At 55.2% G+C, this 23,271-nt stretch carries 25 protein-coding genes; 6 read left to right on the top strand and 19 right to left on the bottom strand.

The annotated features are described in order from the left end of the window. On the top strand, nucleotides 1-248 hold a 248-nt coding region (locus D7M11_RS28200; RefSeq protein ID WP_120750615.1), incomplete at its 5' end, for an IS30 family transposase. Between the two features lie 322 nt (nucleotides 249-570). Next, complete coding sequence (gene pdxR, locus D7M11_RS28205) at nucleotides 571-2,007, top strand: MocR-like pyridoxine biosynthesis transcription factor PdxR (RefSeq protein WP_120750616.1); 1,437 nt, start codon at nucleotides 571-573, stop codon at nucleotides 2,005-2,007. Nucleotides 2,008-2,034: 27 nt separating this feature from the next. Here pdxR and D7M11_RS28210 read toward each other — a convergent pair whose 3' ends face one another. From D7M11_RS28210 to D7M11_RS28225, 4 genes are all read right to left on the bottom strand, one after another. Then, nucleotides 2,035-2,997: a carbon-nitrogen hydrolase family protein gene (locus D7M11_RS28210; protein WP_120750617.1), complete on the bottom strand. Its 963-nt coding sequence runs from the start codon at nucleotides 2,995-2,997 to the stop codon at nucleotides 2,035-2,037. A gap of 156 nt (nucleotides 2,998-3,153) precedes the next feature. After that, nucleotides 3,154-3,519, bottom strand: coding sequence for a hypothetical protein (locus tag D7M11_RS28215; protein ID WP_120750618.1), 366 nt, complete (start codon nucleotides 3,517-3,519; stop codon nucleotides 3,154-3,156). Between the two features lie 10 nt (nucleotides 3,520-3,529). Continuing rightward, on the bottom strand, nucleotides 3,530-3,871 hold the full coding sequence (locus tag D7M11_RS28220; protein ID WP_240041348.1) for a DUF3024 domain-containing protein: 342 nt from the start codon (nucleotides 3,869-3,871) through the stop codon (nucleotides 3,530-3,532). 113 nt (nucleotides 3,872-3,984) lie between these two features. Further along, complete coding sequence (locus D7M11_RS28225; protein ID WP_120750620.1) at nucleotides 3,985-5,289, bottom strand: arsenic transporter; 1,305 nt, start codon at nucleotides 5,287-5,289, stop codon at nucleotides 3,985-3,987. 197 nt (nucleotides 5,290-5,486) lie between these two features. Between D7M11_RS28225 and yqeK the strand changes: the two genes are divergently transcribed. Continuing rightward, entirely contained in the window at nucleotides 5,487-6,140 is a 654-nt protein-coding gene (gene yqeK / locus D7M11_RS28230; protein ID WP_120750621.1) for a bis(5'-nucleosyl)-tetraphosphatase (symmetrical) YqeK, read from the top strand. Here yqeK and D7M11_RS28235 read toward each other — a convergent pair. The 5 genes from D7M11_RS28235 to D7M11_RS28255 all read right to left on the bottom strand — a co-directional run bounded on the left by D7M11_RS28235 (nucleotide 6,137) and on the right by D7M11_RS28255 (nucleotide 9,476). Continuing rightward, on the bottom strand, nucleotides 6,137-7,108 hold the full coding sequence (locus D7M11_RS28235) for a stalk domain-containing protein (RefSeq protein ID WP_120750622.1): 972 nt from the start codon (nucleotides 7,106-7,108) through the stop codon (nucleotides 6,137-6,139). The two genes, yqeK and D7M11_RS28235, sit on opposite strands and share 4 nt — an antisense overlap. Nucleotides 7,109-7,136: 28 nt before the next feature. After that, nucleotides 7,137-8,021: an anti-sigma-V factor RsiV gene (gene rsiV, locus D7M11_RS28240; protein ID WP_120750623.1), complete on the bottom strand. Its 885-nt coding sequence runs from the start codon at nucleotides 8,019-8,021 to the stop codon at nucleotides 7,137-7,139. After that, nucleotides 8,022-8,525 (bottom strand): RNA polymerase sigma factor, encoded by a 504-nt coding sequence (locus tag D7M11_RS28245; RefSeq protein WP_120750624.1) that lies wholly within the window; start codon nucleotides 8,523-8,525, stop codon nucleotides 8,022-8,024. Nucleotides 8,526-8,728: 203 nt separating this feature from the next. Beyond that, nucleotides 8,729-9,064, bottom strand: coding sequence for a YolD-like family protein (locus tag D7M11_RS28250; RefSeq protein WP_120750625.1), 336 nt, complete (start codon nucleotides 9,062-9,064; stop codon nucleotides 8,729-8,731). Between the two features lie 40 nt (nucleotides 9,065-9,104). Next, nucleotides 9,105-9,476, bottom strand: a complete 372-nt coding sequence (locus tag D7M11_RS28255; RefSeq protein WP_120750626.1) for a YhjD family protein — start codon at nucleotides 9,474-9,476, stop codon at nucleotides 9,105-9,107. Between the two features lie 212 nt (nucleotides 9,477-9,688). Between D7M11_RS28255 and D7M11_RS28260 the strand changes: the two genes are divergently transcribed. Continuing rightward, nucleotides 9,689-10,402, top strand: coding sequence for an SOS response-associated peptidase (locus D7M11_RS28260; protein ID WP_120750627.1), 714 nt, complete (start codon nucleotides 9,689-9,691; stop codon nucleotides 10,400-10,402). Nucleotides 10,403-10,547: 145 nt separating this feature from the next. Here D7M11_RS28260 and D7M11_RS28265 read toward each other — a convergent pair whose 3' ends face one another. The 5 genes from D7M11_RS28265 to D7M11_RS28285 all read right to left on the bottom strand — a co-directional run bounded on the left by D7M11_RS28265 (nucleotide 10,548) and on the right by D7M11_RS28285 (nucleotide 15,262). After that, nucleotides 10,548-11,366, bottom strand: coding sequence for a glycerophosphodiester phosphodiesterase (locus tag D7M11_RS28265; protein WP_120750628.1), 819 nt, complete (start codon nucleotides 11,364-11,366; stop codon nucleotides 10,548-10,550). Continuing rightward, complete coding sequence (locus tag D7M11_RS28270; protein WP_240041346.1) at nucleotides 11,363-12,436, bottom strand: zinc-binding dehydrogenase; 1,074 nt, start codon at nucleotides 12,434-12,436, stop codon at nucleotides 11,363-11,365. The genes D7M11_RS28265 and D7M11_RS28270 overlap by 4 nt, the downstream gene beginning before the upstream one ends. 405 nt (nucleotides 12,437-12,841) lie before the next feature. Next, nucleotides 12,842-13,633: a DUF4184 family protein gene (locus tag D7M11_RS28275; protein ID WP_158606875.1), complete on the bottom strand. Its 792-nt coding sequence runs from the start codon at nucleotides 13,631-13,633 to the stop codon at nucleotides 12,842-12,844. A 156-nt stretch (nucleotides 13,634-13,789) separates the two neighbouring features. Next, nucleotides 13,790-14,542 carry a type I methionyl aminopeptidase gene (gene map / locus D7M11_RS28280; RefSeq protein WP_120750631.1) on the bottom strand — a complete coding sequence of 251 codons (753 nt, stop codon included), beginning with the start codon at nucleotides 14,540-14,542 and terminating at the stop codon, nucleotides 13,790-13,792. Between the two features lie 27 nt (nucleotides 14,543-14,569). Further along, entirely contained in the window at nucleotides 14,570-15,262 is a 693-nt protein-coding gene (locus D7M11_RS28285) for a serine/threonine-protein kinase (RefSeq protein WP_338042518.1), read from the bottom strand. Nucleotides 15,263-15,418: 156 nt separating this feature from the next. Here D7M11_RS28285 and D7M11_RS28290 point away from each other — a divergent pair, with 156 nt between their 5' ends. Further along, complete coding sequence (locus D7M11_RS28290) at nucleotides 15,419-15,937, top strand: C40 family peptidase (RefSeq protein ID WP_240041347.1); 519 nt, start codon at nucleotides 15,419-15,421, stop codon at nucleotides 15,935-15,937. Nucleotides 15,938-16,066: 129 nt separating this feature from the next. Here the strand turns inward: D7M11_RS28290 and D7M11_RS28295 are convergent, their stop codons facing one another. From D7M11_RS28295 to D7M11_RS28305, 3 genes are all read right to left on the bottom strand, one after another. Next, on the bottom strand, nucleotides 16,067-17,416 hold the full coding sequence (locus D7M11_RS28295; RefSeq protein ID WP_120750633.1) for a sensor histidine kinase: 1,350 nt from the start codon (nucleotides 17,414-17,416) through the stop codon (nucleotides 16,067-16,069). Next, nucleotides 17,413-18,120: a response regulator transcription factor gene (locus D7M11_RS28300; protein ID WP_120750634.1), complete on the bottom strand. Its 708-nt coding sequence runs from the start codon at nucleotides 18,118-18,120 to the stop codon at nucleotides 17,413-17,415. Before D7M11_RS28300 ends, D7M11_RS28295 begins: the two co-directional genes overlap by 4 nt. 106 nt (nucleotides 18,121-18,226) lie before the next feature. Then, nucleotides 18,227-18,847, bottom strand: coding sequence for a phosphatase PAP2 family protein (locus D7M11_RS28305; RefSeq protein WP_158606876.1), 621 nt, complete (start codon nucleotides 18,845-18,847; stop codon nucleotides 18,227-18,229). A 148-nt stretch (nucleotides 18,848-18,995) separates the two neighbouring features. Here D7M11_RS28305 and D7M11_RS28310 point away from each other — a divergent pair, with 148 nt between their 5' ends. Then, nucleotides 18,996-19,862 (top strand): class I SAM-dependent methyltransferase, encoded by an 867-nt coding sequence (locus D7M11_RS28310; protein WP_120750636.1) that lies wholly within the window; start codon nucleotides 18,996-18,998, stop codon nucleotides 19,860-19,862. Between the two features lie 86 nt (nucleotides 19,863-19,948). Here D7M11_RS28310 and D7M11_RS28315 read toward each other — a convergent pair whose 3' ends face one another. Further along, a complete protein-coding gene (locus tag D7M11_RS28315) occupies nucleotides 19,949-20,353 on the bottom strand; it encodes a MarR family winged helix-turn-helix transcriptional regulator (protein ID WP_120750637.1) in 405 nt (134 codons plus the stop codon). A 437-nt stretch (nucleotides 20,354-20,790) separates the two neighbouring features. Beyond that, nucleotides 20,791-23,235: a DNA gyrase subunit A gene (gene gyrA / locus D7M11_RS28320; protein WP_120750638.1), complete on the bottom strand. Its 2,445-nt coding sequence runs from the start codon at nucleotides 23,233-23,235 to the stop codon at nucleotides 20,791-20,793. Nucleotides 23,236-23,271 lie beyond the last annotated feature (36 nt).

Consider the following 23,271-nt stretch of genomic DNA (forward strand, 5'->3'; position numbering starts at 1 on the left):
CGGCATTAGAGAACATCCATGACATCCAGGTGTATTTCGCTGATCCGTATTCATCATGGCAGCGTGGCTCCAATGAGAACGCCAATGGTCTGCTGCGGGAGTTCTTCCCCAAGGGGCACGATTTCGCCATGGTGTCGGATGAGGAGTTGGCGACAGCTCTTCGTCTTATCAACCTTCGCCCTCGTAAATGTCTCGGCTGGAAATCAGCTCACGAAGCATTCATGGACGAATTGTCGCACTTAGCTTGACAATCCGTCTTATGAAAAAATGTCGTTCTATTATGTTTCAGCTGTAAAGGAGCGAATCGTACCCGGTGAAAAAAACAGCTTATCCTTTGCATGACGGGCGGAGTGCGTGCAGGAATATATGGGTCGATATCCAACGGAAAGCTTGTTCTTTGGACTGCCCTTGCGACAGTTCTTTTTTCTGTACTCAGACTCGGATGAAGGCTCAGAATCAAAAAAGCCCGCATTCTATTCGCAGCACAGTACAAATGGTATGATGGAAAATAATAATCGTGTCCTATTGCTTCATGTCCAAAAATCAGCCGTTGAAGAGGGAATCTATCTCATGTGGCAGCCTGATCGTTTAAGCAACCAGCCCTTATATCAGCAAATCGCAGACGATTTCGAAAGACGTATTTCGTACGGCGAATTTCCGCCCGGTACGCAGTTGCCCTCCGAGCGAAAGCTGGCCGAGCAGCTTGGGGTGAACCGAAGCACGGTCATACTCGCCTACGCGGAGCTTCGCGCGCTGGGCATTATCGAGAGCCGGACCGGAAGCGGTACCCGGGTCAGCCAGTATAAATGGGGCGTTACGCCGAAGCATACGCCCAATTGGCACCGATATGTGGAGGGCGGAACGTTTCTGCCTAATCTGCCTTTTCTGCGGCGTATCCGGGAAGCGCTCCAGCAAAACAGCGGCTTGATCGATTTTGCCAGCGGCGAGCTGGGCGCGGACCTGTCTCCGGCGAAGGAAATCGGCGCCCTGATCGCCGAAAACCCATATATAGAATACTTGGGGTACGACAATCCGCAAGGTTTCGTCCCGCTGCGGGAAACGCTTGTCTCCTATTTGAGCAAGTACCGGGACATTCAAACGACCGGGTCGTCGATCCTGATTACTTCCGGCTCCCAGCAGTCGCTTTATTTAATTACGCAGTGTCTGCTCACACCCGGGGATGCGGTTGCCATCGAGGACCCGTCCTACTGTTATTCGCTGCCGATGTTTCAATCCGCCGGGCTGCGGCTGTTCCGCCTCCCTGTCGACCGCAAAGGGGTCCACCCCGACGACGTCCGCGCGCTGTACAAAAAACACCGCATCAAGATGGTGTTCCTGAATCCGAATTATCAAAATCCTACAGGCGTCGTGCTCGACGAAAAACGCCGGGCGGAACTGCTGGACGTCGCCAGCGAGCTTGGTCTCCCGATCGTGGAGGACGATCCGTTCAGCCTGACGGCCTATGACGGCAATCCGCCGCCGCCGCTCAAGTCAATCGATTCGGTCGGCTCCGTCCTGTACATCGGCTCCTTCTCCAAGATGGCCGCATCCGGGCTGCGAGTCGGCTGGATGGTCGCTCCCCATTCCGTTGTCGAGCGGCTGGCCGACGCCAGGCAGCAGATGGATTTCGGGCTCAGCGTCGTACCGCAGAAGGTAGCCGCCGAGTTTTTGGGATCGGCTTATTTCCAGCCTCACCTGGAACGGCTGCGAATGCAGCTGCTATTTAAGCGGGACTTGCTTATCGAGGCGCTGGAGAAAGAACTGCCGAATCTGGTCAGCTTCGCGGTTCCTCAGGGCGGCCTGCATCTGTGGTGCAAAATTATACCGGAAGTAAACGATCATAAGCTGCTGGAAGAGGCGATCCGCCGCGGAGTCATTTTCGCGCCCGGCAGCGTGTACGGTTCGGATTCCGGTTATGTAAGATTTACGTTTGCCAGAGCCAAAGCGGAAGACATCGTTACCGGCATCGCCAAATTCGCCGCCGCGCTGCGGGCCGTTCTGGACTAACGCTAGCGGCCCCCCTCGTTTGCAGGATCAATTGCCGATTTTCGCAGTCGTTGTGATGATCTGCTGGCTCTTGTCATTGACAATCAGCTGAAACAGATCCGGCCTGCTGTAATGGCCCGTTACGTCAAAGTCGAATCGGCTGCGAACGACCTCGGACAAATCGAGCGTCGCTACCAGAATACCTTCCTTATGATAGAGCGGTTCGGCGATATAGTCGCCGAGCGGCCCTACGATGGCGCTCCCCCCGCGGCACAGCACATCCTCGTCCTCCCGGATGTCAGCATAACCGGCCAAATCGGCAGGATACGTTTCTTTGGTCGCGAATTGATTGCAGGAAATGACGAAGCAGCGCCCTTCGCAGGCGATATGGCGCAAAGTCGACTGCCACGTATCGCGCGCATCGGCGGTCGGCGCTATATAAATGTCGATCCCTTGCGCATACATGGCCATCCTTGCGAGCGGCATGTAGTTTTCCCAGCAGATGAGACCGCCGATTCTTCCGAACGGGGTGTCGACGACCGTCAGTGTACTGCCGTCTCCTTGGCCCCACAAGAGGCGTTCCGATCCGGTCGGCACAAGCTTGCGGTGCTTGCCGAGCAGCCGGCCGTCCGGTCCGATATAAACGACGGAGTTGTACAGCGTGCCGCCGCTGTATGCCTGATCGCGCTCCACAACCCCGATAACCAGATAAATGCCCAGTTCCTTCGCCAATTCGCCCCAAAGCTCCGTCTCCGCTCCGGGAATCTCGATGGCTCCCGCCCAGTAACGCTCCCAGTCCTGTCTGCCGCCGGCATTGCGGCTGCCGACCCGCGTGCCGAAGCTTAACCCCCGCGGATAACCCGGCACGAACACTTCGGGAAACACAATCAGCTCGGCCCCTTGCGCCGCCGCCTCTCTCGTCATGCTATCAATCTTGTCCATCGCGGATCGCTTATCGAACAAAAGGGGCGCCGATTGGACGGCGGCCACGGTCACGTATCGTTTTTGCATCCCATTACCACTCCCTGTCAGCGTTATATGTGCAAACGTCCAAACGACGTAGCCCTATGATAGAGGATAACGGATCAAAAAAAACCATCCAAACGGACAGGAAAATCCCCCTCCATTTGAACGGTTGCTACGATCTTGCCCTCTCCGGTCGGCTTTTTAACGGAAAACGCCAACAAAAAGCGAAGCCAGCAGGATAACCGCCAGCACCAGCACAAACGACAGGACCCAGCCTCGTATAAACTGGACGAACCCGGTTTTCCCGTTCGTGAGGACGAATCGCTCTTTCAACCAACCCCCCGCTATGGCGAACAGGGACAGCAGGGCCGAAAACCGGATCAGCTTCATCAGGTAAACCCGCATCGGCTCGTATGTAATTTCCTTAACGCCCGAAGCGAATTTAATCGTTTCTTTATCGGGAAACAGCACGACGCCGATTAACAGACCGATAATGAAACTGTATACGCCGGCTTTAATCAGCTTCCGCTCCACGAGATCACCCTTTCTTTGCAACAATGCGTTCATTCCTTACCGCTTAGCTCCAGAATAAGCCTCTCTGATCTTCATCGACGATCTTCAGCTGCTTCTCGAAATTTTCGTCCGGAACGATATCTTCGACGAAATGCCACTTCCCTTTACTGTCTTTCCAATGAACGCTCCACCTGTTTTGCTCCATCCGAAACTGGGCAACTTCCAATTGCACCCACTGGTCGCTCTTGAAGGCAGGTCTCTCCTGGAACAGCGTTACATGATCGCCGCGAAATTTATAGTTTAATTTCACTTGGTCTCTTACCTGTTTAGGCACTTTTTGTTCTACGTACTCGCTCATGATTTTCTCGACTCTTTTTTTGGTAAACGGATCCAGCAATGGGGTCACCTCCCGAGTATATACCATATACTTCTACTCCCTCCCGCCTATTGCCTGCCTGGGACGAAAAAAAGGCGGCCATCCCCGGGATAACCGCCTGCCTAGCTTCTACTATCTGCCGTTTATTGTCCGTACAGCAGCCTGAGCCAAACGTACAGGCCGCCCAAAGTGACGAGAAGCGTCGGTATCGTCAGCAGCACGCCGATTTTGAAATAGTAGCCCCATGTAATGCGCACGCCTTTGCGGGACAAAATATGCAGCCAAAGCAGCGTCGCGAGCGAGCCGATCGGCGTCATTTTCGGGCCCAGGTCGGTGCCGACGATGTTCGCATAGATGAGCGCTTCGCGCAAGATACCCTCGGTCGTCGTTTCGTCGATCGCCAGCGCCCCGATCATGACCGTCGGCAGATTGTTCATGACGGACGAGAGAACGGCCGCGATCGCCCCCATGCCCATCGTTGCCGCGAATAGCCCGGAGGCGGCGAGATGCTCCAGAGCGGCTCCGAGCAAATCCGTCAGTCCCGCGTTGCGGAGGCCGTACACAACGACATACATGCCGATCGAAAAAATGACGATCGACCATGGGGCCTCCACAATCACTTTTTTCGCCTGGACGACCGGGCTGCCGCGGGCCGCGAGCAAAAACAGGATCGCCACCGCTCCGGCGATGAACGATACCGGCACGACAAGCCATTCGCTCAGCAAGTAGGCCGTAAGCAGGATACCGAGTATGATCCACGAGAGGCGGAACAGCCTCTTGTCGCGGACCGCTTCGTCCGGCCGCTTGAGGCCCGACATGTCGTATCGTTCGGGAACGCTTTTGCGAAACACGAGGTACAGCACCCCGACGCTTGCACCCAGCGAGAACAGGTTGACGACGAGCATCCGCGACGCATACTCCACAAAGCCGATGCCGAAGTAGTCCGCCGAGACGATGTTCGTCAAGTTGCTGATAATGAAAGGCAGCGACGTCGTGTCGGCAATAAAGCCGCTCGCCATGACGAACGGCAGCAGCTTCGCTTCGCCGAGCTTCAGCGCCCTCACTTTGGCCAGCACGATCGGCGTCAGGATGAGCGCCGCCCCGTCGTTGGCGAAGAAGGCCGATACGACCGCCCCGAGCAAAATGATGTACACGAACATCGTCCGGCCGTTGCCGCCGGCGAGCCGGACCATATGCAGCGCGGCCCATTCGAAAAAGCCGATCTCGTCCAAAATGACGGAGATGACGATCAGGGCGACGAACGTCAGCGTCGCATTCCATACGATACCCGCTACCGTTGCCACGTCGTGCCAGCCGACAACGCCGAGCATTAAAGCAAGCAGCGCTCCGCCCGACGCGGACCAGCCGATACCTAGTTTCTTCGGCTGCCAGATGATAAACGTCATCGTAATAAGAAACAAAATAATGGCTAGAACAGTCGTAACCACTCAGCGATTCCCCAACCTTCGGCAGCAAATCTTACGCAGTTTGGCGTGCCGTCCTATCGGCGCGCATCTTCTACTATAGGAGCAAAGGCTGCCGGAGTAAAGAGATTTTCGCCGCTCCCCGCCGCTCTTTAGAAAGCCCGCAATCTGTGCTAGGATAGCCTTACCAGATATGGTTTCGAAAAGGAGATGACGAGATTATGCATCCATTCTTTGCTAGCGAAGCTTCGTTCCGGCCGAGCGGGGACCTGGCGCTGGACGTTCGGCACTTTCTCGAACAGCGCGGATGTCCGAAAACGGCGGAGCACAGCATCGCGGTTGGCGCCGAGGCTCGCTCCCTGGCGATCCGTTTCGGCGCCGATCCGGCGAAAGCCGAGGCGGCCGGCTGGCTGCACGACATCAGCGCAATATACCCGTCACAGGACCGGATTCGCGTAGCCCGGGAGCTTGGCGTCGATGTGCTGCCGGAGGAAGAGACGTTTCCGATGATCGTTCACCAGAAGCTGTCGGTCGAAGTGGCCCGGCATCTGTTCGGTGTCGACGATCAGGACGTGCTGGATGCCATCGGCTGCCATACGACGCTAAAGGCCCCTTCCACGCTGCTCGACCGGGTCGTCTTCGTCGCCGATAAAATCGCGTGGGACCAGGCCGGAACGCCGCCGTACTTGTCCGAATTAAACGCGCGGCTCGAGCTTTCGCTGGAGCACGGCGCAATGGCCTACATCGGCTATTTGTGGGAGCGGAAAGAGACGCTTAAAGTGGTTCATCCCTGGCTTGCGGACGCCTATGCGGATTTGCGCGATGCGATCGCGCGATCGGACGTCACTTTACCGCTTCGATTAGAACCGCACTAATTCATTTTCTTGAACGATTGCTCGGCCATGGTCAGCGAGTCGCCATCCACTTGATAGGTGACCGTATTGATTTGTCCGTCGGATACGATCTTGATATGCGAGGAGTCCAGGATCAAGTAGTTTCCAACTGCAACGCCGGCACGATACAGCACGCCATCGGCGGTCAGCTCCATCAGTGTACCTTTCCTGGATTCCGTCCATTTTCCGATCAGTTGGGAGACGACCGCTTCATCCGCATGAATGGCCGGGAGCAGGGTCAAGCCATATTGGCTTTGCTCCAGCTGATCGGCAATTTGCTGATAGATCGGGAAATCGCCGCTCGAAGCGTCAAATGGATTTTGGCTTACGCCGTGCAAAATATACACGTAATCCCCCTTCGAACCCAGCACCTGATCCTTGTCATCATGCTGATCTTTGGCCCAATCCGTTTGGCGGATCACCTCAATAGTAGCCATTAAGCTCGCTGGCGACGTTGGATTCTGCGGGAGATACAGCACATCGGCGGCGCTGACTGTATGCTGGGACAGCTTGCCCGATCGAATGCCGTTCTCGACAGCCTCCGCAGGCCAAACGGTCGGACGCACTTTTCCTCCCAGCGAGGAAGGAAGCCGCAGCGTGTAGCCGTATTTGTCCAAGATCAATTTCTCATTCTCCCGGAACGTCAGGTAGTCGCTCTTCTGTTCGCCGATTAGCACCGAATGACTTTTATCATCCCAGTACACCTCGTACCCCAGACTTTGAGCAACACCGCGTATCGGGAAATAGAGGGAATTGTCGTATTTCAGAGGCGTAACTTCGTTGCCTTGCTCATCCTTCAGGGCAACTGCTTTGCCTTGTACGTTCACGCGCGCCGCCGGATCCAGATAGGCTCTGATTTCGGTAAGCGAGCTGTCGGCAAATACGCCGGCCCCCACTCCTAGTACAAACGTAGTCAGAACTCCGGCAGCAATCATCGTTTTCTTGTTCATATCCGTTACCTCCAAATTTATTTGTGTTTTATTTCAGGTAAGCATGGCTGACCAGCACATCCGCAAGCGCCTCGGTCGGGATCACAAACTCGACAACACCCATATAACCGGGGGCTACGTCGTACTTGTTGAAGGAGATCACCAGTTTACCGTCGTCACCAATATAAAAGTTTTGATCCTGTGCTATCGCTTTAAAATAGGTATTGACTTGATTCGGCACCCCTTCAACCCAGTAGGACTTCTTGGGATCATCCTTCATCTGCTGCTTCATCTGCATCTTAATATTGTCGCTGATAATACTGATGTATCGATCGTCTTTAAAGAGGCTTGGCAGGGTGATCAGCAGTTGATTGTTCTTATCGATGGTATCGTATTGAAACGTAGTAGAAGACGAATTCACCGTATTGACCACATATCTGCCGATGGCAAGAACTTGATCATTATCCGTTTTTACTACATACCCGCTGTTAACTCCCAACTGCCCTCCGCCGTTTTGCTTTAACCGCTCCATCTCTGCGGTGAAGTCCTCGTACAGCTTCTTGGCTTCCTCCATGTATTTGTCGTTTAATGCAGCTTCCAGCGATTTATTGTCCATATTCGTGATGGAGGGAACTTGCAGCGTGGCTTTGGCAGTCGGTTGTTCAACCTTCCATTCTTTAATCGTGAGCACTTTGACTAGCTGGCCGATAACCGGCACCTCCGACATGGCTTGGGCAAAATTCGGGCTCGTATTAATCCCAGCGATGAATATAACGACGGCAGCGGCAGTTCCTGCAAACCATCTCATGCCAGCCACTTTTCTTCTTCTCGGCTTGATCGCTTGCCTGATCGACTGATTCACTAGGAAATCCAATTGATCTGGAATCGGGATATCCTTGTATTGCCGCTTTAATCGCTCGAATTGGTTATCCATCTACCTCACCTCCTGCGGGGAGTCATCTTTCATTTTGACGCGCAGCTTGTTCAGCGCTTGATATAATCGCGTTTTAACGGTGTTCACATTTTCATTCAGAACTTCTGCCATTTCTTCAATTTTGAGGTCTTCAAAATATCGAAGTACGATGACCGTCCGGTATGCCGTTGGCAGCTCCTCCATCGCCTGCTCCAAATCCACATTTTGATAAACATCTTCTACAATCGGACCATGTAATTCCAGCGTTACATCATCGACTGGCCGGACCCGCTTATGCTTTCGGAGAAAATCGAGTGAAGTGTTGATGACAATCCGGTAAAACCAACTCTTCATCGTACTCTCCGATTTCAAGCCGCTTGCAGAGGTAAAGGCTTTTTGAATGGCGTCCTGTACTATATCAAGCGCATCCTCAGCATTCTTCACATAGCTGTAGGCAAGTCGGTATACGTTCTCTTTATGTTCGGTAATACACTGAATCAGCAACTTTTCCATGTTTTTATTCATGTGGAAAATCCCCTTTGATACGCGCGTATCAATCACTTCGTTCGCTTTACACAGCTAAGACGCACGAGCGGCCAAAATAGTTTGGTGCCTCCAAAAAAATGCAAAAACCATCAAGCTGAGCTTGATGGTCAACGTGTCGGCAAAACCGGCGATGCATGCACCGGAAGGCTTACCAAGTAATGCCGATGCGAACTCGAAGCGCTTCACACCCGCATCACGTTCACGATATCGGCAAACCGGACCGATACCGTCTCTGTCTCGCTCGACAGTTTGATCCGCCGGAGCGTAAAATCGATGTTGACGACTCTCCCCCGGATGGTATCGTCCCGATCCGGGTCAAACACGCTCACGGTCACCTCGCTCCGCTCTTCCATCGATTCCAGCAGCAGCAGCGCAAACTGCTCCAGCGTCTGATCGTCAAGCGCCGGCCGCTTTCTGCGCCCGGCATCTTTGGGCCTGTTCACGAATTGCTTCCTATGCTCCGGCAGCATCATCCGCGACGATTCAAACAGACCGTTTTCTTCCAGCTTTTTGCCCATGCTTGTCTCCTCCGATCTTGTTCCCCCGTACCCTACGACGTTATTCGGCCAAATTCAGCTCCAAATACGAAACAAGCTTCCGCTCCACTTCCGATTTCACCAGCCCCCACAGCATCGAGCATTTGCGATGGTAGCTGCGGCACAGGAAATCCGCTTCGAGACGCTCCTCCGTCCGGCGCTGCTCGTATACCCGGATGCCACGGCTTTTCAGCTTGCCGCGCAGCACCGCCATGTCCGAGGTGGCCCGATCCTGCAGCCGCCGCAAGCTTCTGATGTAGATGAGGGGCATCTTCAGCTTCATCGTATCCATCGCGCGTATATCCCGCTCCAGCACGTCCAGCACAACCGGCAGCAGCATATAGTCCATCACCCACTGCAATTCCTCTTCCGTTTCCACAGGCGTTTGCCTCATCCCGTTCGCCTTCCCGAGACCATTAACATCCTCTCCCGAATAAGAACATTCGTTCCCTTTAGTATATACAATAAGCGAACATACATTCCTATTTCAAGAGGAAAAATTTTGCTGTCCGGTTTTATTACAAAGGATGAGCTGCGGGAGACGCGACCTGTGGAAGTGCGCGCGGGAAAAGCGTACAATGAAGCTGATACAGGAGGGACCTATCCATGTGCGGCAGATATACGATTACGATTTCACTGGAGGAGCTTCTGCTCCGCTTCCATATCGACGGCGAATTTACACTGTATCATCGTCCCCGGTACAACATCGCGCCGGGGCAGCTCGTCCCCGCCATTATTAACGACGGCCGGCACAACCGGATTGGCGACTTGAAATGGGGACTCGTTCCTTCGTGGGCGAAGGATGAATCCGGGGCTTCCAGGATGATCAATGCGCGGGCCGAGACCATTGCGGAGAAGCCCGCCTACCGGCAGCCGCTCGAGCGGAAACGCTGCCTCATTCCTGCGGACGGATTTTACGAGTGGAAAAAGAAAGAAGGCGGCACGGGCAAGCAGCCGATGCGGATTACGCTCCGGGACGAAGCGCCGTTCGCGCTTGCCGGCCTGTACGACATCTGGCTGGCGCCGGACGGCCGCAAAGTCAGCACGTGCACGATCGTTACGACGTCCCCGAACGAGCTGATGACGGACATTCACGACCGGATGCCGGTCATTTTGCGGCCGGAGCACGAGTCCGTTTGGCTCGATCGCGGCGTACGCGACGTTCGTCTGCTCCAGGACATGCTGAAGCCGTATCCGGCCGAAGCGATGCAGGCGTATCCAGTGTCCGCAATCGTAGGCAATGTGAATAACGAAGGACCCGAATGCGCACGCAGGATCGATATCGGCACAGACGCTATGAACGCGAAGCGCAAGGCTTAATATTTCGAGCAAATATGCGCAAACAAGCGCAAAACTCTCGGAAAGAACAAGATGGCCCCGGTCGGAAGCAGACATTCTGCTCCGGCCCGGGGCCAAGGATGCAACAACTATGTACCAGCCGGCTTGGCTGTGCAAACAGCGCCGGTTATTTCAAGGACTGCCATGACCGGACGCAGCTTAGAAAACGCGCAGGCTCATCGGTGGCGAACCAGCGAATGCCGAGATCGAGCAGCAGATGAATGGCATGCTCGTCGACGCGAAACGGCAGCACCTCCAGATCGACGCCGGCGGCGCGCGTCTCGGCAAGCGCCTGCTCCAGAAATTCCCGGTCGACCGCGTACGGCCAATCTCCGTCCGAGTTGTCATGAAGATGAAACTGCACCTGATCGAGCCCGTCAAATCCGAGGTCCCGCGCCTGCTCCGCATACGTCCGCTTGATGCGCTCCGGATTGCCGCCGATCCACAGCATGCTCTTTACGCCAGCGGCAATCTGTTTCATTTGCCGGCAATTCGCCTGCACGTTGTGGGTGAATATACACTGCTCGTTTACGCCGTATCGGTCGATCAGCGCCCCGAGATCGGCCAAGTCGACCTGCTTCAGATCGAGATAAGCGAGCCGCTCCGGTTTCCCCTGCATCTCCGCAAACAACTGCTCCAGCGAAGGGATTCGCTCTCCCGCAAACCTCACGTCAAACTTCACGCCCGCATCCCATTCGGCCGTTTCCGCATAGTCGAATTCGGATATCGCTCGGCCGCTTACGGCTTCGGGAGCGGTCGTCGTTCGCGCAGGCGTGCTGTCGTGCAGACAGACGATAACGCCGTCGCGGGTCGTGCGAATATCGGCTTCGGGAATGCCTCCGAGCTCCCAGGCGTACCGGTTCGCGGCCATCGTGTTATCGGGCGCTTCATAAGCGCCGCCGCCGCGGTGCGCCTGCCAATATACGGTATCGGTTTGCTTGGTCATCTGTGCTCCTCCTCCAATTCCCACTCGAACTCCAGAACCGTCTTCTTCCATCCCCGGTGCTCAGCCGTTTCCTCAAGCGCGGCTTTGTAGTCGCGGGCCGTCCGCACCGGCGTGATGCGCTCCGGCAGCAGACGCCGCAGCGTTTCCTGGCAATCGGGCGACTTCATCGCCTGCAGCACTTCGGCGAAATCGGACCGGGAGCTGCGGCTGCTGCCGAGCATCGCAATGCCTTTTTCCAGCACATCCCTCGTATTGATCGGAACCCGCTCCTCGGTGACGCCCATCAACACCAAGGTGCCTCCCGGCTTCAGCAGATCGATCGCCTGATTCACCGCGCTTTCGCTGAACCGCCCGCCCGTGCATTCGATCGCGATGTCCACTTGATCGGCATGCGCAAAATCGAACTCCTGAACCAAAGCCTGGCTCGCAAAATCGAATTGGCTGATCTTATCCGGAATCGCCCCGAACACGAGCAAACGGTCGCGCCCTACCCCGAATACATGATGCAGCATGGCGGCCGTCAAATACCCGACCGGACCGTCGCCGAATACGGCAACGCTCGCTCCGGAGCCCAGTTTGTCGCGGACGAGGGAAGCGGCGCGGTGAGAAACCGAACACAGCTCCGCCAGCACGGCGATCTCATCCGGCACCTCGTCCGGGATCGGAAGCGCGCATTCCGCGGGAAGAACGAGCCGCTGCTGGGCAATGCCGTCCATGCTGCTGCCGAGAAAACGGCCCTGGTGGCAATAATGCTCCCCGAGCCCGCCGCCACATGCCGGACAACACTGTTCGGGCGATGTCCGGTCGCGCAAAAAACCGGGAATGTTCGGGACGATGACGACCCGCTCTCCTGCGGCGGTTCCCGGCGCCCGACTCGATACGACGCGGCCGATCCCTTCGTGAAGGAGCGTGAGCGGCAGCTTGCGCGCCAGCGCCTCCGGGCGCCGCTGTCCCGTATAATATCTTAAATCCGCATGGCAGATGCTCGCAAGCGTCGGCTCCACCACAACGTCCCCGACGCCGACCGTCCGCTCAAGCGTCACCTCGGTTAATTCGTGCGGCCGTAGCAATCTGAAATTTCTGGAGTCAATCGAATATGTCGTCGTTTCCGCTTCCAATGTAGGAGGCACACCCTTCCCATCGAGTTTCGCAACCTTTGCAGCGAACAACCGTTTGATCGGTTGAATAAATTGCTCACTTTCGCTCATTTGCGTTCATTTAGATTATTAATCACGAAAATAATCTTGTCAATACAAACATTTTATTGATTTATTGCGTCGGTTTGTCCAAATTCAACAACTTCCGCGTGCTCGTTTCTCCGCAGACTGCGGCTGCCTAATCAAATGGAAGGTAAAGCCCGTCAAGCGCCCTTAAAACGCAAAAAAAGGAGCCTGCCGCAGCAGCTCCTCTGTGTTCACCGATATATGTAAGAAAAAAACCAAAGCTTGCGCCTGAGAGGAAGTCGCCGGCCCTCCTCACAGATGCATGCGCTTATTCCATTTTTCAAAAAACAACGCATGAAGCGCCGATGCCGCAATGATTCCAAGCACGGCCCCGGTCAGCGGGGCGATAGGAAGAATATAAAACATATAGCGAAAATGGTGAAAATGGTGCGGCCGGTACATCAACATACCGATCAGCGTAACCAGAACGATAGCACTGGCGACCAAAAGCCAGAACAGCGCTTTCGTGCGAAAGCGGACGTCCGGCAAAACAGCCGCCTCTTCTCTGCGGCGATAGACGAACACTCGCAGCAGAAGCAGCTCGATTCCAATCCCGACGATGGACAGGACGAACTGTACGACTCCACCCGGCGACTTGACGCCCGGCATCATCCATTCGACCGTTGCCGTTGCAAACGGGTACATCAGCCCACCCTTGTGGGAGAATCCGTCCAGAAACAGATGGCTGTACATGCCGAGCGCAATCGACAGCAGAAAAACCGCCCATGACCGAACTCCCGTCACGGACCACCCCTGCTTCCAGTATTTAGCCGCAATCCGGTTCAGCGGCTTCGGCAAGTAAACCGCCGCCGCCGGCATGACAAGGCGGTGAAAAGCAAAAGCGAGCACAATCGAAGCCGGCAGCCCGTACGTCAGCATGCCCAGAGCCGAATGACCGAACCCGGTATCCGCAGGGCGGAGCTCGATAAAGTTTTGCAAATCGGGCGCCATCGTGCCGATGACGAGGCCGGTTTTGTTAAAGCGGTTCGGGAACATCCAGATGAGCGCAATGGCCGTTATCGGATGCGCCGGCGTATAGGGCATAAGTGTACAGTCCTCCCACTGAAGTTCAGACGATAAAGCCGTCTTAGGAGCCTTATTGTTCCAGCGGCCGACATCAAACTTCGTTTCTCTCCAGTTATGCCGTCGCAGAAAAAAATGCCCTCTGATACATATTGTATCCGCGGGCATTCCCCTTTGTCAAACGGTCAATATGACCGGCCCTTCCTTCGTAACGACGACCGTGTGTTCAAACTGTGCAACCAGACTGCGGTCCGGCGTTCGAATCGTCCATCCGTCTTCTTCCTCGACAACATATTCCGCCCCCGTCGACAGAAACGTTTCGATTGCAAGCACGGAGCCGTTTCGGAGCAGCCGTCCGTCCCGTTTGTTCTCGAAATTCGTAATGTCGCCAGGCTCCTCATGGAGCTTTCGGCCGATGCCGTGACCGGCCAAATTGCGGATCACCCGGAAGCCGCTTGCGCGGGCTTCCCGCTCGATCGCCCTGCCGATCCGATTCAGTTTCGCCCCGCTTTTCGCCTCGGCCATACCCGCCTCCAGCGCCTTGCTGGAGCTGGCCACAAGCCTCAGCTTCAGCTCCCTGTCTGCCGCTTCGCCCGCGACGACGATCGTTGCGCCGGTATCGGCATAGTAGCCGTCCAGCTCGGCGGATACATCCACATTCACTATATCTCCCGGGCGAAGCTTTTTGCTTCCGGGTATGCCGTGCGCGGCGACATCGCCGACGCTAATACAGGTCGTTCCGGGGAAACCGTACTCCTTCCGGGGAGCAGGATTCGCGCCGTACTGCCGCAGCAGCGCCTCCCCAATCTCATCGAGCTGTTTCGTCGTCATTCCCGCTTCGATCCGCCGCAGCATCGTATCCCGCACTTGCGCCACAATGCGCCCGATCCGGCGCAAACCTTCCCAATCCTGTTCGTTTTCAATAGTCATCCGCGTTCCTCCTTCTTTCGTAACCGCTCAAGACTCGCGCCGCCGTATCAGACGATATCCTTTGCGCAGCATATTCAGCCAGCCGTCCGGTATCGGAAAAGTCAATCCAAGCAGCAGCAGCGGCTTGTAAAGCGCATAATACGACTTTTTAAAATCGCTCCACATGATGCAGGGCTCTTCCTTCAAAAAATCGGACACATCCACAACGGCGCCGCGGCCATCCATCATCATAATATTTTTCCCGTGAACGTCATGCGGCCGAAGCCCCCGTCTGCGAGCATAAGCCAAGGCGTCGTCGATATCGCGAATCACCGTCTCGGGTATGCGTATCCCTTTCCGCAAACATTCATAGATCGTTACCCCGGCCAGCCGGCGAAGCACCAGAAACGATTCTCCTGCGCCGTAACATTCGGAAAAAGCCGGATGCCGGCCAAGCCTGCGGTACACCTCAATCTCCTCTTGCAAGCCCGGACGCCCTTCGGCATACACCTTGACGACCTTGCCCGGCTCCTCCGGATGCAAAACGACCGCCGCGTAATTGCCGGCCCCGACGAGCCGCCACGGCTTCGGTACGAACAACACTTCGACCGGCTCCCGCGGATTCACGCTTCGAATGGCAAGCTGCGGCAGCAGCTCGCCGCGCACCTTGCCCATTAACGATTGCACCGCTTTTTCCCTCTCCCCAAGCGCTCCGGCACCTTGCCCGCCGGTTTTATTCAAAATTAGCGTTTTTTTAATGTTATTTTAATAAAAGTGCTGAAACCGTTGCGGCTCTAAGCGTCAAGCAACGACTCCCAGATACATCCATATTTTACTCTGCTATACTTGTTTTGTAGGCGGCCGCCAAATCGAGAACATCATCATCAGGAGGTTCTAATGTTTACTACTACACAGAAAACCAAATGGTACAAGCCTGTTATCGGCGGAGTAATCGCTTTGACGATCGCATTGTCCGGCAACCTAGGGTTGATGTCGACGCCAGCTCACGCCGAAACCGTTTCCACATCGGCAACCCGTGCCGGTTCCATTATATCGACAGGACTTAAATATAAAGGAACGCCTTATGTGTTCGGAGCGAAATCCGGCCGCACAAGCGCATTCGACTGTTCTTCTTTTACCCAATATTTGTTTAAAAAGCAAGGCATTTCGCTGCCGCGCAGTTCGAAGCAGCAATCCAAAGTCGGCAGCTACGTGTCGAGAAGCAACTTGAAAAAAGGCGATCTCGTCTTTTTCTGGACAAGCCGGACGGGCAAAGGCAACGTGGGTCATGTAGCCATTTATATGGGCAACGGCAAAATTTTGCACACTTATAAAAAGGGAGTCGGCGTGACGACGTCCAGTCTGAATTCGTCCTACTGGAGCTCCCACTATATGACGGCTCGCCGGGTTTTGTAATCGAGGGCGACTACCAGACGATGCTGCGCCCTTCCGCCGGAAGGGCTGTTTGCCTATTTAGCCGCCAGACAGGGCGGTAATTCCGTTATAGCTATTAAGACGTAAAAGAGGAGCCAAATGTTTCACGCCTCAGCGAGGAAGTTCCACGATAACCGTCGTTCCCTTTCCCGGACGGCTCTCGATCCGAATCGCCCCCTCGTGCCGTTCGACGATGCTTTTGGCGATGGAAAGTCCGAGCCCGAAGCCACCGGTTTGCCGTGTCCGGGCCAGATCGGTGCGAAAAAAACGGTCGAATAAAAACGGCAGCGTCTTGTCCTCCATGCCGATCCCTTCGTCCACCACCATCACCTGCACGGCCTGCTGAAGCGCAACGACGCGAATGCGGACCGGCTCTGCACTGTACTTAATTGCATTGTCGAGCAGGATAATCAGCAGTTGCTTCAGCTTCTCCGAATCGCCTGTTATCGGTACCGAATCCGAGCGGCTCTCGATTCGGATGTCTCTGCTAAAAGCAACCTCCATCGCCGAAGCGGCCGAGCGCACGATAGCCATCAGATCGATTTGCTCCATACGGAGCCAGTCTTCCTGCTCGGATTCGGCGAGCTGCATGAGCGAACCTACCAGACTTTTGAGCCGATGCGATTCGCCCAATATGGCGTCGATCGCTTCTTTGCGCAGCTCCGGGTCTTCGCTGCCCCACCGGTTCAGCATCCCCGCATAACTCTCGATAATCGTCAAAGGCGTCCTCAGCTCGTGGGACGCATCGGCTACGAAGCGTTTCTGTTTCTGCACCAGCTCCTCGAGCCTGGAAATCATTTCGTTAAACGTAATGCCCAGCTTCCCCAGTTCGTCCGTTCGGGCCATAAACTCGTCATCCAGCTTGCGGAACGTGCCGCTAAGCTGAATCATCTGCATCGTCGAATTAAGCTGACGAAGCGGCTGAAACAGGAAGCTCGAATAAAAAAAGCTGCCGATAGCGGAAACGACAACGGCCCCGATCGACATCAGGATGAGCGCGGTTGTCAACACATTGATGTAGAGGCTCCATTTCGTCAGCTTGCGGGCGATCTCCAGCACGCCGATCTGTTCGCTGCCGGACATAATCGGAACTTCCACGTACAAGTAGCGGGTTTTGTCGATCCGTTTGATGGAGAAGCTGTCACGGGTCGTCACATGCGGGGGCTCGACCACGAGTATTTCATTGCTCTGCAGCTCGAGCTTCACCAAGCCGTCCATGCCGATAATTCGGATCATCTCGTCGCTGACGAGAAATTCATCGAGCAGGTCCGCGTCGCTCCAATAACGCTCGTCGTGAACTTTCCGGTTTTCGAGAATCGACTGTGCCTTGCCGAACAGCAGCTCCTTTTCGCTTTTGGCCGTTATCCCGACAAAAAACGAATACAGCAGCGTGCTGAACAAAACGAGAATGAATACGAGCCAGGCCGAGGTCAGTACCATGAGACGCGTACGGAGGCTCATGTCGGCTTATCTCCGGACGGAGGCCCTTTCAAATAATAACCGACGCCCCGGCTCGTTTGGATCAGCTTCGTTTTGAAGCCTTCGTCGATTTTTTGACGCAAATACCGAACGTACACGTCGACCAAGTTCGTATCTCCGGCAAAGTCGTACCCCCACACATCCGCGAGTATTTGCTCTCTCGACAGGACGGCGCCGGGATTTTTCATAAAATAAAGCAGCAGCTCGAATTCGCGTGGAGTGAGATCAATCGTTTCTTGTTCGCGCGTCACCTTGCGCGACTTGGCTTCCAGCGTCAGGTCATCGACCCGGTATACGCTTTCGTCGGCGCCGGGCTGAAGGCGAGTCGTGCGAATATGTCTGCGGATCCGGGCCATCAGCTCCTCGATCGCAAACGGCTTCGTAACATAATCGTTGGCGCCGAGATCGAGTCCGTTTACTTTGTCGGGGACCGAATCGCGGGCGGTCAGCAAAATGATCGGAACGGTTTTGTTCTTCTCGCGAATGCGCTCCAGCACTTCCAGCCCGGTCATGCCCGGCAGCATAATATCCAACAGAATGACGTCCCAATCGTTTTGCAGCGCCTGCTCGAGTCCGTCAGGCCCCGTTTCGGCCAGCGTCATCCGGTAGCCTTCATGACGCAGCTCCAGCTCCAGCACACGGGCAATTTTGCGCTCGTCCTCCACCAGCAACACTTTACCGCTCATGAGATCCTCCACGACTCCAAAGCTTTGCTTCACTTTTTGGGGCTAAGCATAGTATAGCCCGTCGGTTAGGATACTCATTCGCCGCTGCGGTGGTACCGCCTTACCTTCAAGAACGCTTGTTGACGATAGCGGCGCAGATCAGCATCCACGCACCTCCGAGCGCATAACCCGCCAAAATATCAGTCGCATAATGGACGCCCAAATAGACGCGGCTCACGCCGATCAACAGCACAAGCGCAAAGCCGAGCACGAGCATCGTCCAAGAGAGACCAGGCCTGCTCTTCTTCCAGAGCCTGTACAGCAAATAGGCGATCAGCCCATAAAAGGACGCAGCCATAAGCGCATTACCGCTCGGAAAGCTGAAACCCGAGGCATGAATCAGCGCATCGGCAGAAGGACGCGGCCGTGCAAACACGCCTTTAAGCCCGCGATACAGACCGAAAGCGACGGCCAGATTCACAATAAGCAGCAGCGGCTCCAGCCGTTTTTTGAAGACAAAAGCGAACAGAAGCGCGAAAACGACGAGAAGAATGGCAAAAACCGTCGTCGAAACAAGCGGAGACAGCGCCTTGAAAAAGGCCGTAAGCCCGTCCGAGCGCAGTCCGGTCAGCCAACCGCCGACGGCTTCGTCAAACGCGGTAGGACCGGTTTTGCGGATCGTCCCGGCCAATACGGCGAATCCAACAAGCAGCGCGGCCGCCCCCGCACCGTATTTCCATCTGTTCATAACCATCTTCGTTCCTTTCCTGTGAAAATAATGCCAAATTTATGCTACCACAAACCGACACGAATGCAAACGTGCAATAAAAGTGGAACTATACGCCCCCGATCATGTAGAATAGAGTGAATACCGACACGAAGGAAGGATTATACGCATGTTTTACGCCAGCGATTGGAAAGACTACGAATTGATCGATACGGGAGACGGCGATAAGCTGGAGCGTTGGGGCGACGTCGTGCTGCGGCGACCGGACCCGCAAATCATATGGCCGATCCGCAAGGAAACGGCGGCTTGGAAGCAAGCGGCCGCGCATTATCACCGCAGCTCCTCGGGCGGCGGCCAATGGGAGATGAAGCGAGAGCTGCCGGAGCGGTGGGTCATCGGCTATGACAAGCTTTCGTTCTACATAAAGCCGACCGGCTTTAAACATACCGGGCTCTTCCCCGAGCAGGCGGTCAACTGGCGGTGGATGATGGACAAAATCGCCGCAGCCGGACGCCCGATCAAGGTGCTGAACTTGTTCGCCTATACGGGAGGCGCATCGGTCGCCTGCGCAAGCGCCGGAGCGGAAGTATGCCACGTCGACGCCTCGAAGGGCGTGGTCCAGTGGGCCAAAGAAAATTTGCAGTTATCCGGGCTCGGGGAACGTCCCGTCCGGTTTATTACCGACGATGTGTTCAAATTCGTGCATCGCGAGCAGCGGCGCGGCAGCAAATATGACGCGATTATCATGGACCCGCCGTCATACGGCCGCGGACCTGGCGGAGAAACGTGGAAGCTGGAAACGAATTTGTATCCGTTCGTCGAGTTTTGCGCCGGCATTTTGTCGGACAACCCTCTCTTTTTCCTGATCAATTCGTATACGACCGGATTATCCCCTACCGTAATGCATAATATTTTGGCGATGACGGTCGCCCGCAAATACGGCGGAACGATTACGTGCGGCGAGATCGGACTGCCGATTACGTCCTCGGGCTTGTTTTTGCCCGCCGGGATACTCAGCCGCTGGGAAAGTAAGTAACAAAATAACCCCATAAAGAAAAGCGCAGGGAGCCTGTCTCTGCGCTTTTTGGTATGTATAAGCGGGTCCGCCGAAGCGAGCCAAGCTCAGCCCGCCACCTTGCCGAGCAAATAAAGAAGCAGCTGCTGGTTATGCGCCGAAATACGGTCGAGCTGCGAATGAATAAAGTCATTGCGAATGTCTACCCCGCGCGCGCACTCCGTCTTCCCCTTCTCCGTCGGAATAATCCAGACGATACGCCGGTCCTGGTCGTCGCGCTGACGCATAATCAGCCCGTTCTTCTCCATGCGGTCCAGCAGCGTCGTAACGGCCGCCGGAGTCGTGTTCAAATGCTCGAGCAAGTCCGAGGGCTTCATCTGATCCTGGGTAAGCAGCACCTCGAGCACGTTCAGCTGCCCTTCCGTCAAGGCCGGGGCGAGCTCCGTCTCCATATGGGTCTTCAAATCCTTGCTAATTTTGCTCCACAGTTTCGCGAATTGATTGGTTTGCAACCTTTTCACCTCCTGAAAGCTTTTGAAAAGCTGGCTTAAAATCGACCGAGCTTTGCTCTTACTCCTATTATAGCAACCGCAAATGTCGTATGAAAGATTAATAGGATTAATATTTTGCAACACAATATGCGATGCCGGCTGACATTTTGATACGATTCAACATCGGAAACCGATAGGCCGGTGCGGAACTTGGCGAGACGACTCGACCCGAGGGAAGAATCGGGTACGGAAATGGCAGCGGACGCCGGGAATCGGCCATAAACTTCCGAAAACGTCCGATAAGGTCGAAAAAAACGACCCACAAGGGTCCCATAGACTGGATAGTCCATGCCAAGTGGGCCGTTCGTCGGCTTTTTTGTCTTCCCCGCAAAGCTTGGTCCGCGTACGAACCAAACGGTGACAGGGAATGCTAGCCGTGTAGCGAAAAGTCGCAGGTCTTACACCGGCGCAGGCCGTTTGATGACAGAGACGACGATATCTCCTTTGACCACTGGAACGACCGACTTGCCGTGCGATTTGCGGTCCTCGATCGGCGCTTCTTCCGTCGTAAACGTATGCTGCGCGCCGCTTTTCATAATCGCAGTAAGCCGCAGCGCGTGCTTGACGAAAAACGCTTCCTGGAGCGTCGTCCCGTTCGGCTTGACGCGTTTGCCTTCCTTGAACTCGAACGTAATGATCCCTTTGCCGCCACGTCCTTGGATCGGATAATCGAGCAGAAGCGAGCTTTTGGCATAACCGTGATCCGACACGACCCAAATTTCGCCTTCTTCGCCTTCCACCCATTCGGCCGCAACAACCTCGTCCTCATCGCGAAGCTGAATGCCTTTGACGCCAGCAGCGGCTCTACCCATCGCATTCACTTCCATTTCCTTGAAGCGGATGCTCATCCCCAGGCGGGTGACGAGCAGTATTTCTTTGGCATTGTCGCTTAGACGGACCGTAATAACCTCGTCGGAATCGGCGACCTTCACCGCGACGAGCCCCGAAGAACGGTTCGTCTGGTATTCCTTCAGCTCGGTTCGCTTCACCTGTCCGCGCTTCGTAACGAATACGAGCGTTTTCCCCGGCTCCTCGAACGATTTGACCGGAATGACGGAGACGATCCGGTCCTCCTTGGCAATCGGAATGACGTTGACGATCGGCGTTCCGTTTTCCTTCCACTTGTACTCCGGTATTTGGTGAACCGGCAGCAAATAAAACAAACCTTTCTGCGTAAACAGCAGCAGATTGTCGATCGTGTTCACTTCGAGCAGATGACGAATGTAGTCGTTTTCCTTCACCCCGGAGCTTTCGATCTCGCCCCCCGAACGGGTAAACGACAGCATGCTCGTACGCTTTAAGTAACCGTCGCTCGAAAGCGTGACAAGTACATCCTCCGGCGTGACCATAACTTCCAGATTGACTTTCAGCTCTTCGACCTCTTCTTGAATGGCCGATCTCCGGTCGATGCCGTAGCGCTGGCGAATGTCGCCCATCTCCTGCTTGATGACGCCCATCAGCTTTGTATGGCTGGACAAAATGCCGCGCAAATAAGCGATCGTCTTCTGAATATCTTTGAGCTCTTTTTCGATCGACGTAATTTCAAGATTCGTAAGCCGGTACAATTGGAGTGTCAAAATCGCATCGGCCTGGCGCTCCGTAAAGCCGAACTGGTCGACCAAGTTTTTTTGCGCGTCCTGCCGGTTTTTCGAAGCTTTGATCGTTGCGATCACTTCGTCGAGGATGTTCAGCGCCTTGGCGAGGCCTTCCAAAATGTGGGCGCGATCCTCCGCCTTCTCCAGCTCATATTGCGAGCGGCGCGTCACGACATCCTTCTGATGCTCGACATACGCTTCGAGCAGCCCTTTGATACCGAACTGCTTCGGCGTTTTGTTGACGATAGCGACCATGTTGAAGCTGTAAGCGACCTGCAGATCGGTTTTTTTCAGCAAATAGGTCAAGATGCCTTGCGCGTCGGCTTCCTTCTTCAGCTCGATAACGATGCGAAGGCCGTTCCGGCCACTTTCGTCGCGAACTTCCGCGATGCCTTCGACCTTCTTCTCGATGCGGATCATCTCGATCGCCGTCACCAGCTTCGACTTGACCACCTGATACGGAATTTCCGTGACGACAATCTGCTGCCGTCCGCCCTTCATGTCCTCGATCGCCGTCTTGGCGCGCAAATAAATGCGGCCCTTGCCGGTCTCGTAAGCTTCGCGGATGCCTTCCTCTCCCATGATGATGCCGCCCGTAGGGAAGTCCGGACCTTTGACAACCTTCATCAGCTGCTCGACCGTAATATCGCTATTATCGATCAGCGCGATGCACGCGTCGATGACTTCGCGCAGATTGTGCGGGGGAATTTCCGTAGCGAAGCCGGCGCTGATCCCGCTGACGCCGTTTACGAGCAAGTTCGGATAACGTGACGGGAGCACCACCGGTTCTTTCGCCGTATTGTCGAAGTTGTCCTTGAACAGAACGGTGCGTTTGTCGATATCCCGCAATAGCTCCATCGCAATGTTCGACAGCCGTGCTTCGGTGTAACGCATTGCCGCGGGCGGGTCGTCGTCCATCGAGCCCCAGTTGCCGTGCCCGTCGACGAGCACATGCGCCATCTTCCACGGCTGCGCCATCCGCACCATGCCGTCATAAATCGAGGCGTCGCCGTGGGGATGATAGTTGCCCATCACGTCCCCGACCGTCTTCGCCGACTTGCGGTACGGCTTGTCCGGCGTATTGCCCGATTCGTACATGGCATACAAAATGCGGCGCTGCACCGGCTTCAAGCCGTCGCGGACGTCGGGAATCGCCCGGTCCTGAATAATATATTTGGAGTAGCGTCCGAACCGGTCCCCTACCACTTCTTCCAAAAACGCAGGCAAATGCTGCTCCGATACGCTCAAGCTGATGTCACCTCAAATTATAGGGGGTGAACTTCT

The organism is Paenibacillus ginsengarvi, from assembly GCF_003626695.1.
Lineage (GTDB): Bacteria > Bacillota > Bacilli > Paenibacillales > NBRC-103111 > Paenibacillus_AB > Paenibacillus_AB ginsengarvi.

Coding starts and splice junctions, on each gene's coding strand:
- yqeK (WP_120750621.1), top strand. CDS start 5,487: ATGCATCCATTCTTTGCTAGCGAAGCTTCGTTCCGGCCGAGCGGGGAC.
- D7M11_RS28305 (WP_158606876.1), bottom strand. CDS start 18,847: ATGAACAGATGGAAATACGGTGCGGGGGCGGCCGCGCTGCTTGTTGGA.
- D7M11_RS28310 (WP_120750636.1), top strand. CDS start 18,996: ATGTTTTACGCCAGCGATTGGAAAGACTACGAATTGATCGATACGGGA.
- D7M11_RS28295 (WP_120750633.1), bottom strand. CDS start 17,416: ATGAGCCTCCGTACGCGTCTCATGGTACTGACCTCGGCCTGGCTCGTA.
- D7M11_RS28275 (WP_158606875.1), bottom strand. CDS start 13,633: ATGCCCTATACGCCGGCGCATCCGATAACGGCCATTGCGCTCATCTGG.
- D7M11_RS28215 (WP_120750618.1), bottom strand. CDS start 3,519: ATGAACGCATTGTTGCAAAGAAAGGGTGATCTCGTGGAGCGGAAGCTG.
- map (WP_120750631.1), bottom strand. CDS start 14,542: ATGACTATTGAAAACGAACAGGATTGGGAAGGTTTGCGCCGGATCGGG.
- D7M11_RS28245 (WP_120750624.1), bottom strand. CDS start 8,525: ATGAATAAAAACATGGAAAAGTTGCTGATTCAGTGTATTACCGAACAT.
- D7M11_RS28210 (WP_120750617.1), bottom strand. CDS start 2,997: ATGCAAAAACGATACGTGACCGTGGCCGCCGTCCAATCGGCGCCCCTT.
- D7M11_RS28255 (WP_120750626.1), bottom strand. CDS start 9,476: ATGAGGCAAACGCCTGTGGAAACGGAAGAGGAATTGCAGTGGGTGATG.
- D7M11_RS28235 (WP_120750622.1), bottom strand. CDS start 7,108: ATGAACAAGAAAACGATGATTGCTGCCGGAGTTCTGACTACGTTTGTA.
- D7M11_RS28300 (WP_120750634.1), bottom strand. CDS start 18,120: ATGAGCGGTAAAGTGTTGCTGGTGGAGGACGAGCGCAAAATTGCCCGT.
- D7M11_RS28265 (WP_120750628.1), bottom strand. CDS start 11,366: ATGACCAAGCAAACCGATACCGTATATTGGCAGGCGCACCGCGGCGGC.
- D7M11_RS28250 (WP_120750625.1), bottom strand. CDS start 9,064: ATGGGCAAAAAGCTGGAAGAAAACGGTCTGTTTGAATCGTCGCGGATG.
- D7M11_RS28260 (WP_120750627.1), top strand. CDS start 9,689: ATGTGCGGCAGATATACGATTACGATTTCACTGGAGGAGCTTCTGCTC.
- pdxR (WP_120750616.1), top strand. CDS start 571: ATGTGGCAGCCTGATCGTTTAAGCAACCAGCCCTTATATCAGCAAATC.
- rsiV (WP_120750623.1), bottom strand. CDS start 8,021: ATGGATAACCAATTCGAGCGATTAAAGCGGCAATACAAGGATATCCCG.
- D7M11_RS28290 (WP_240041347.1), top strand. CDS start 15,419: ATGTTTACTACTACACAGAAAACCAAATGGTACAAGCCTGTTATCGGC.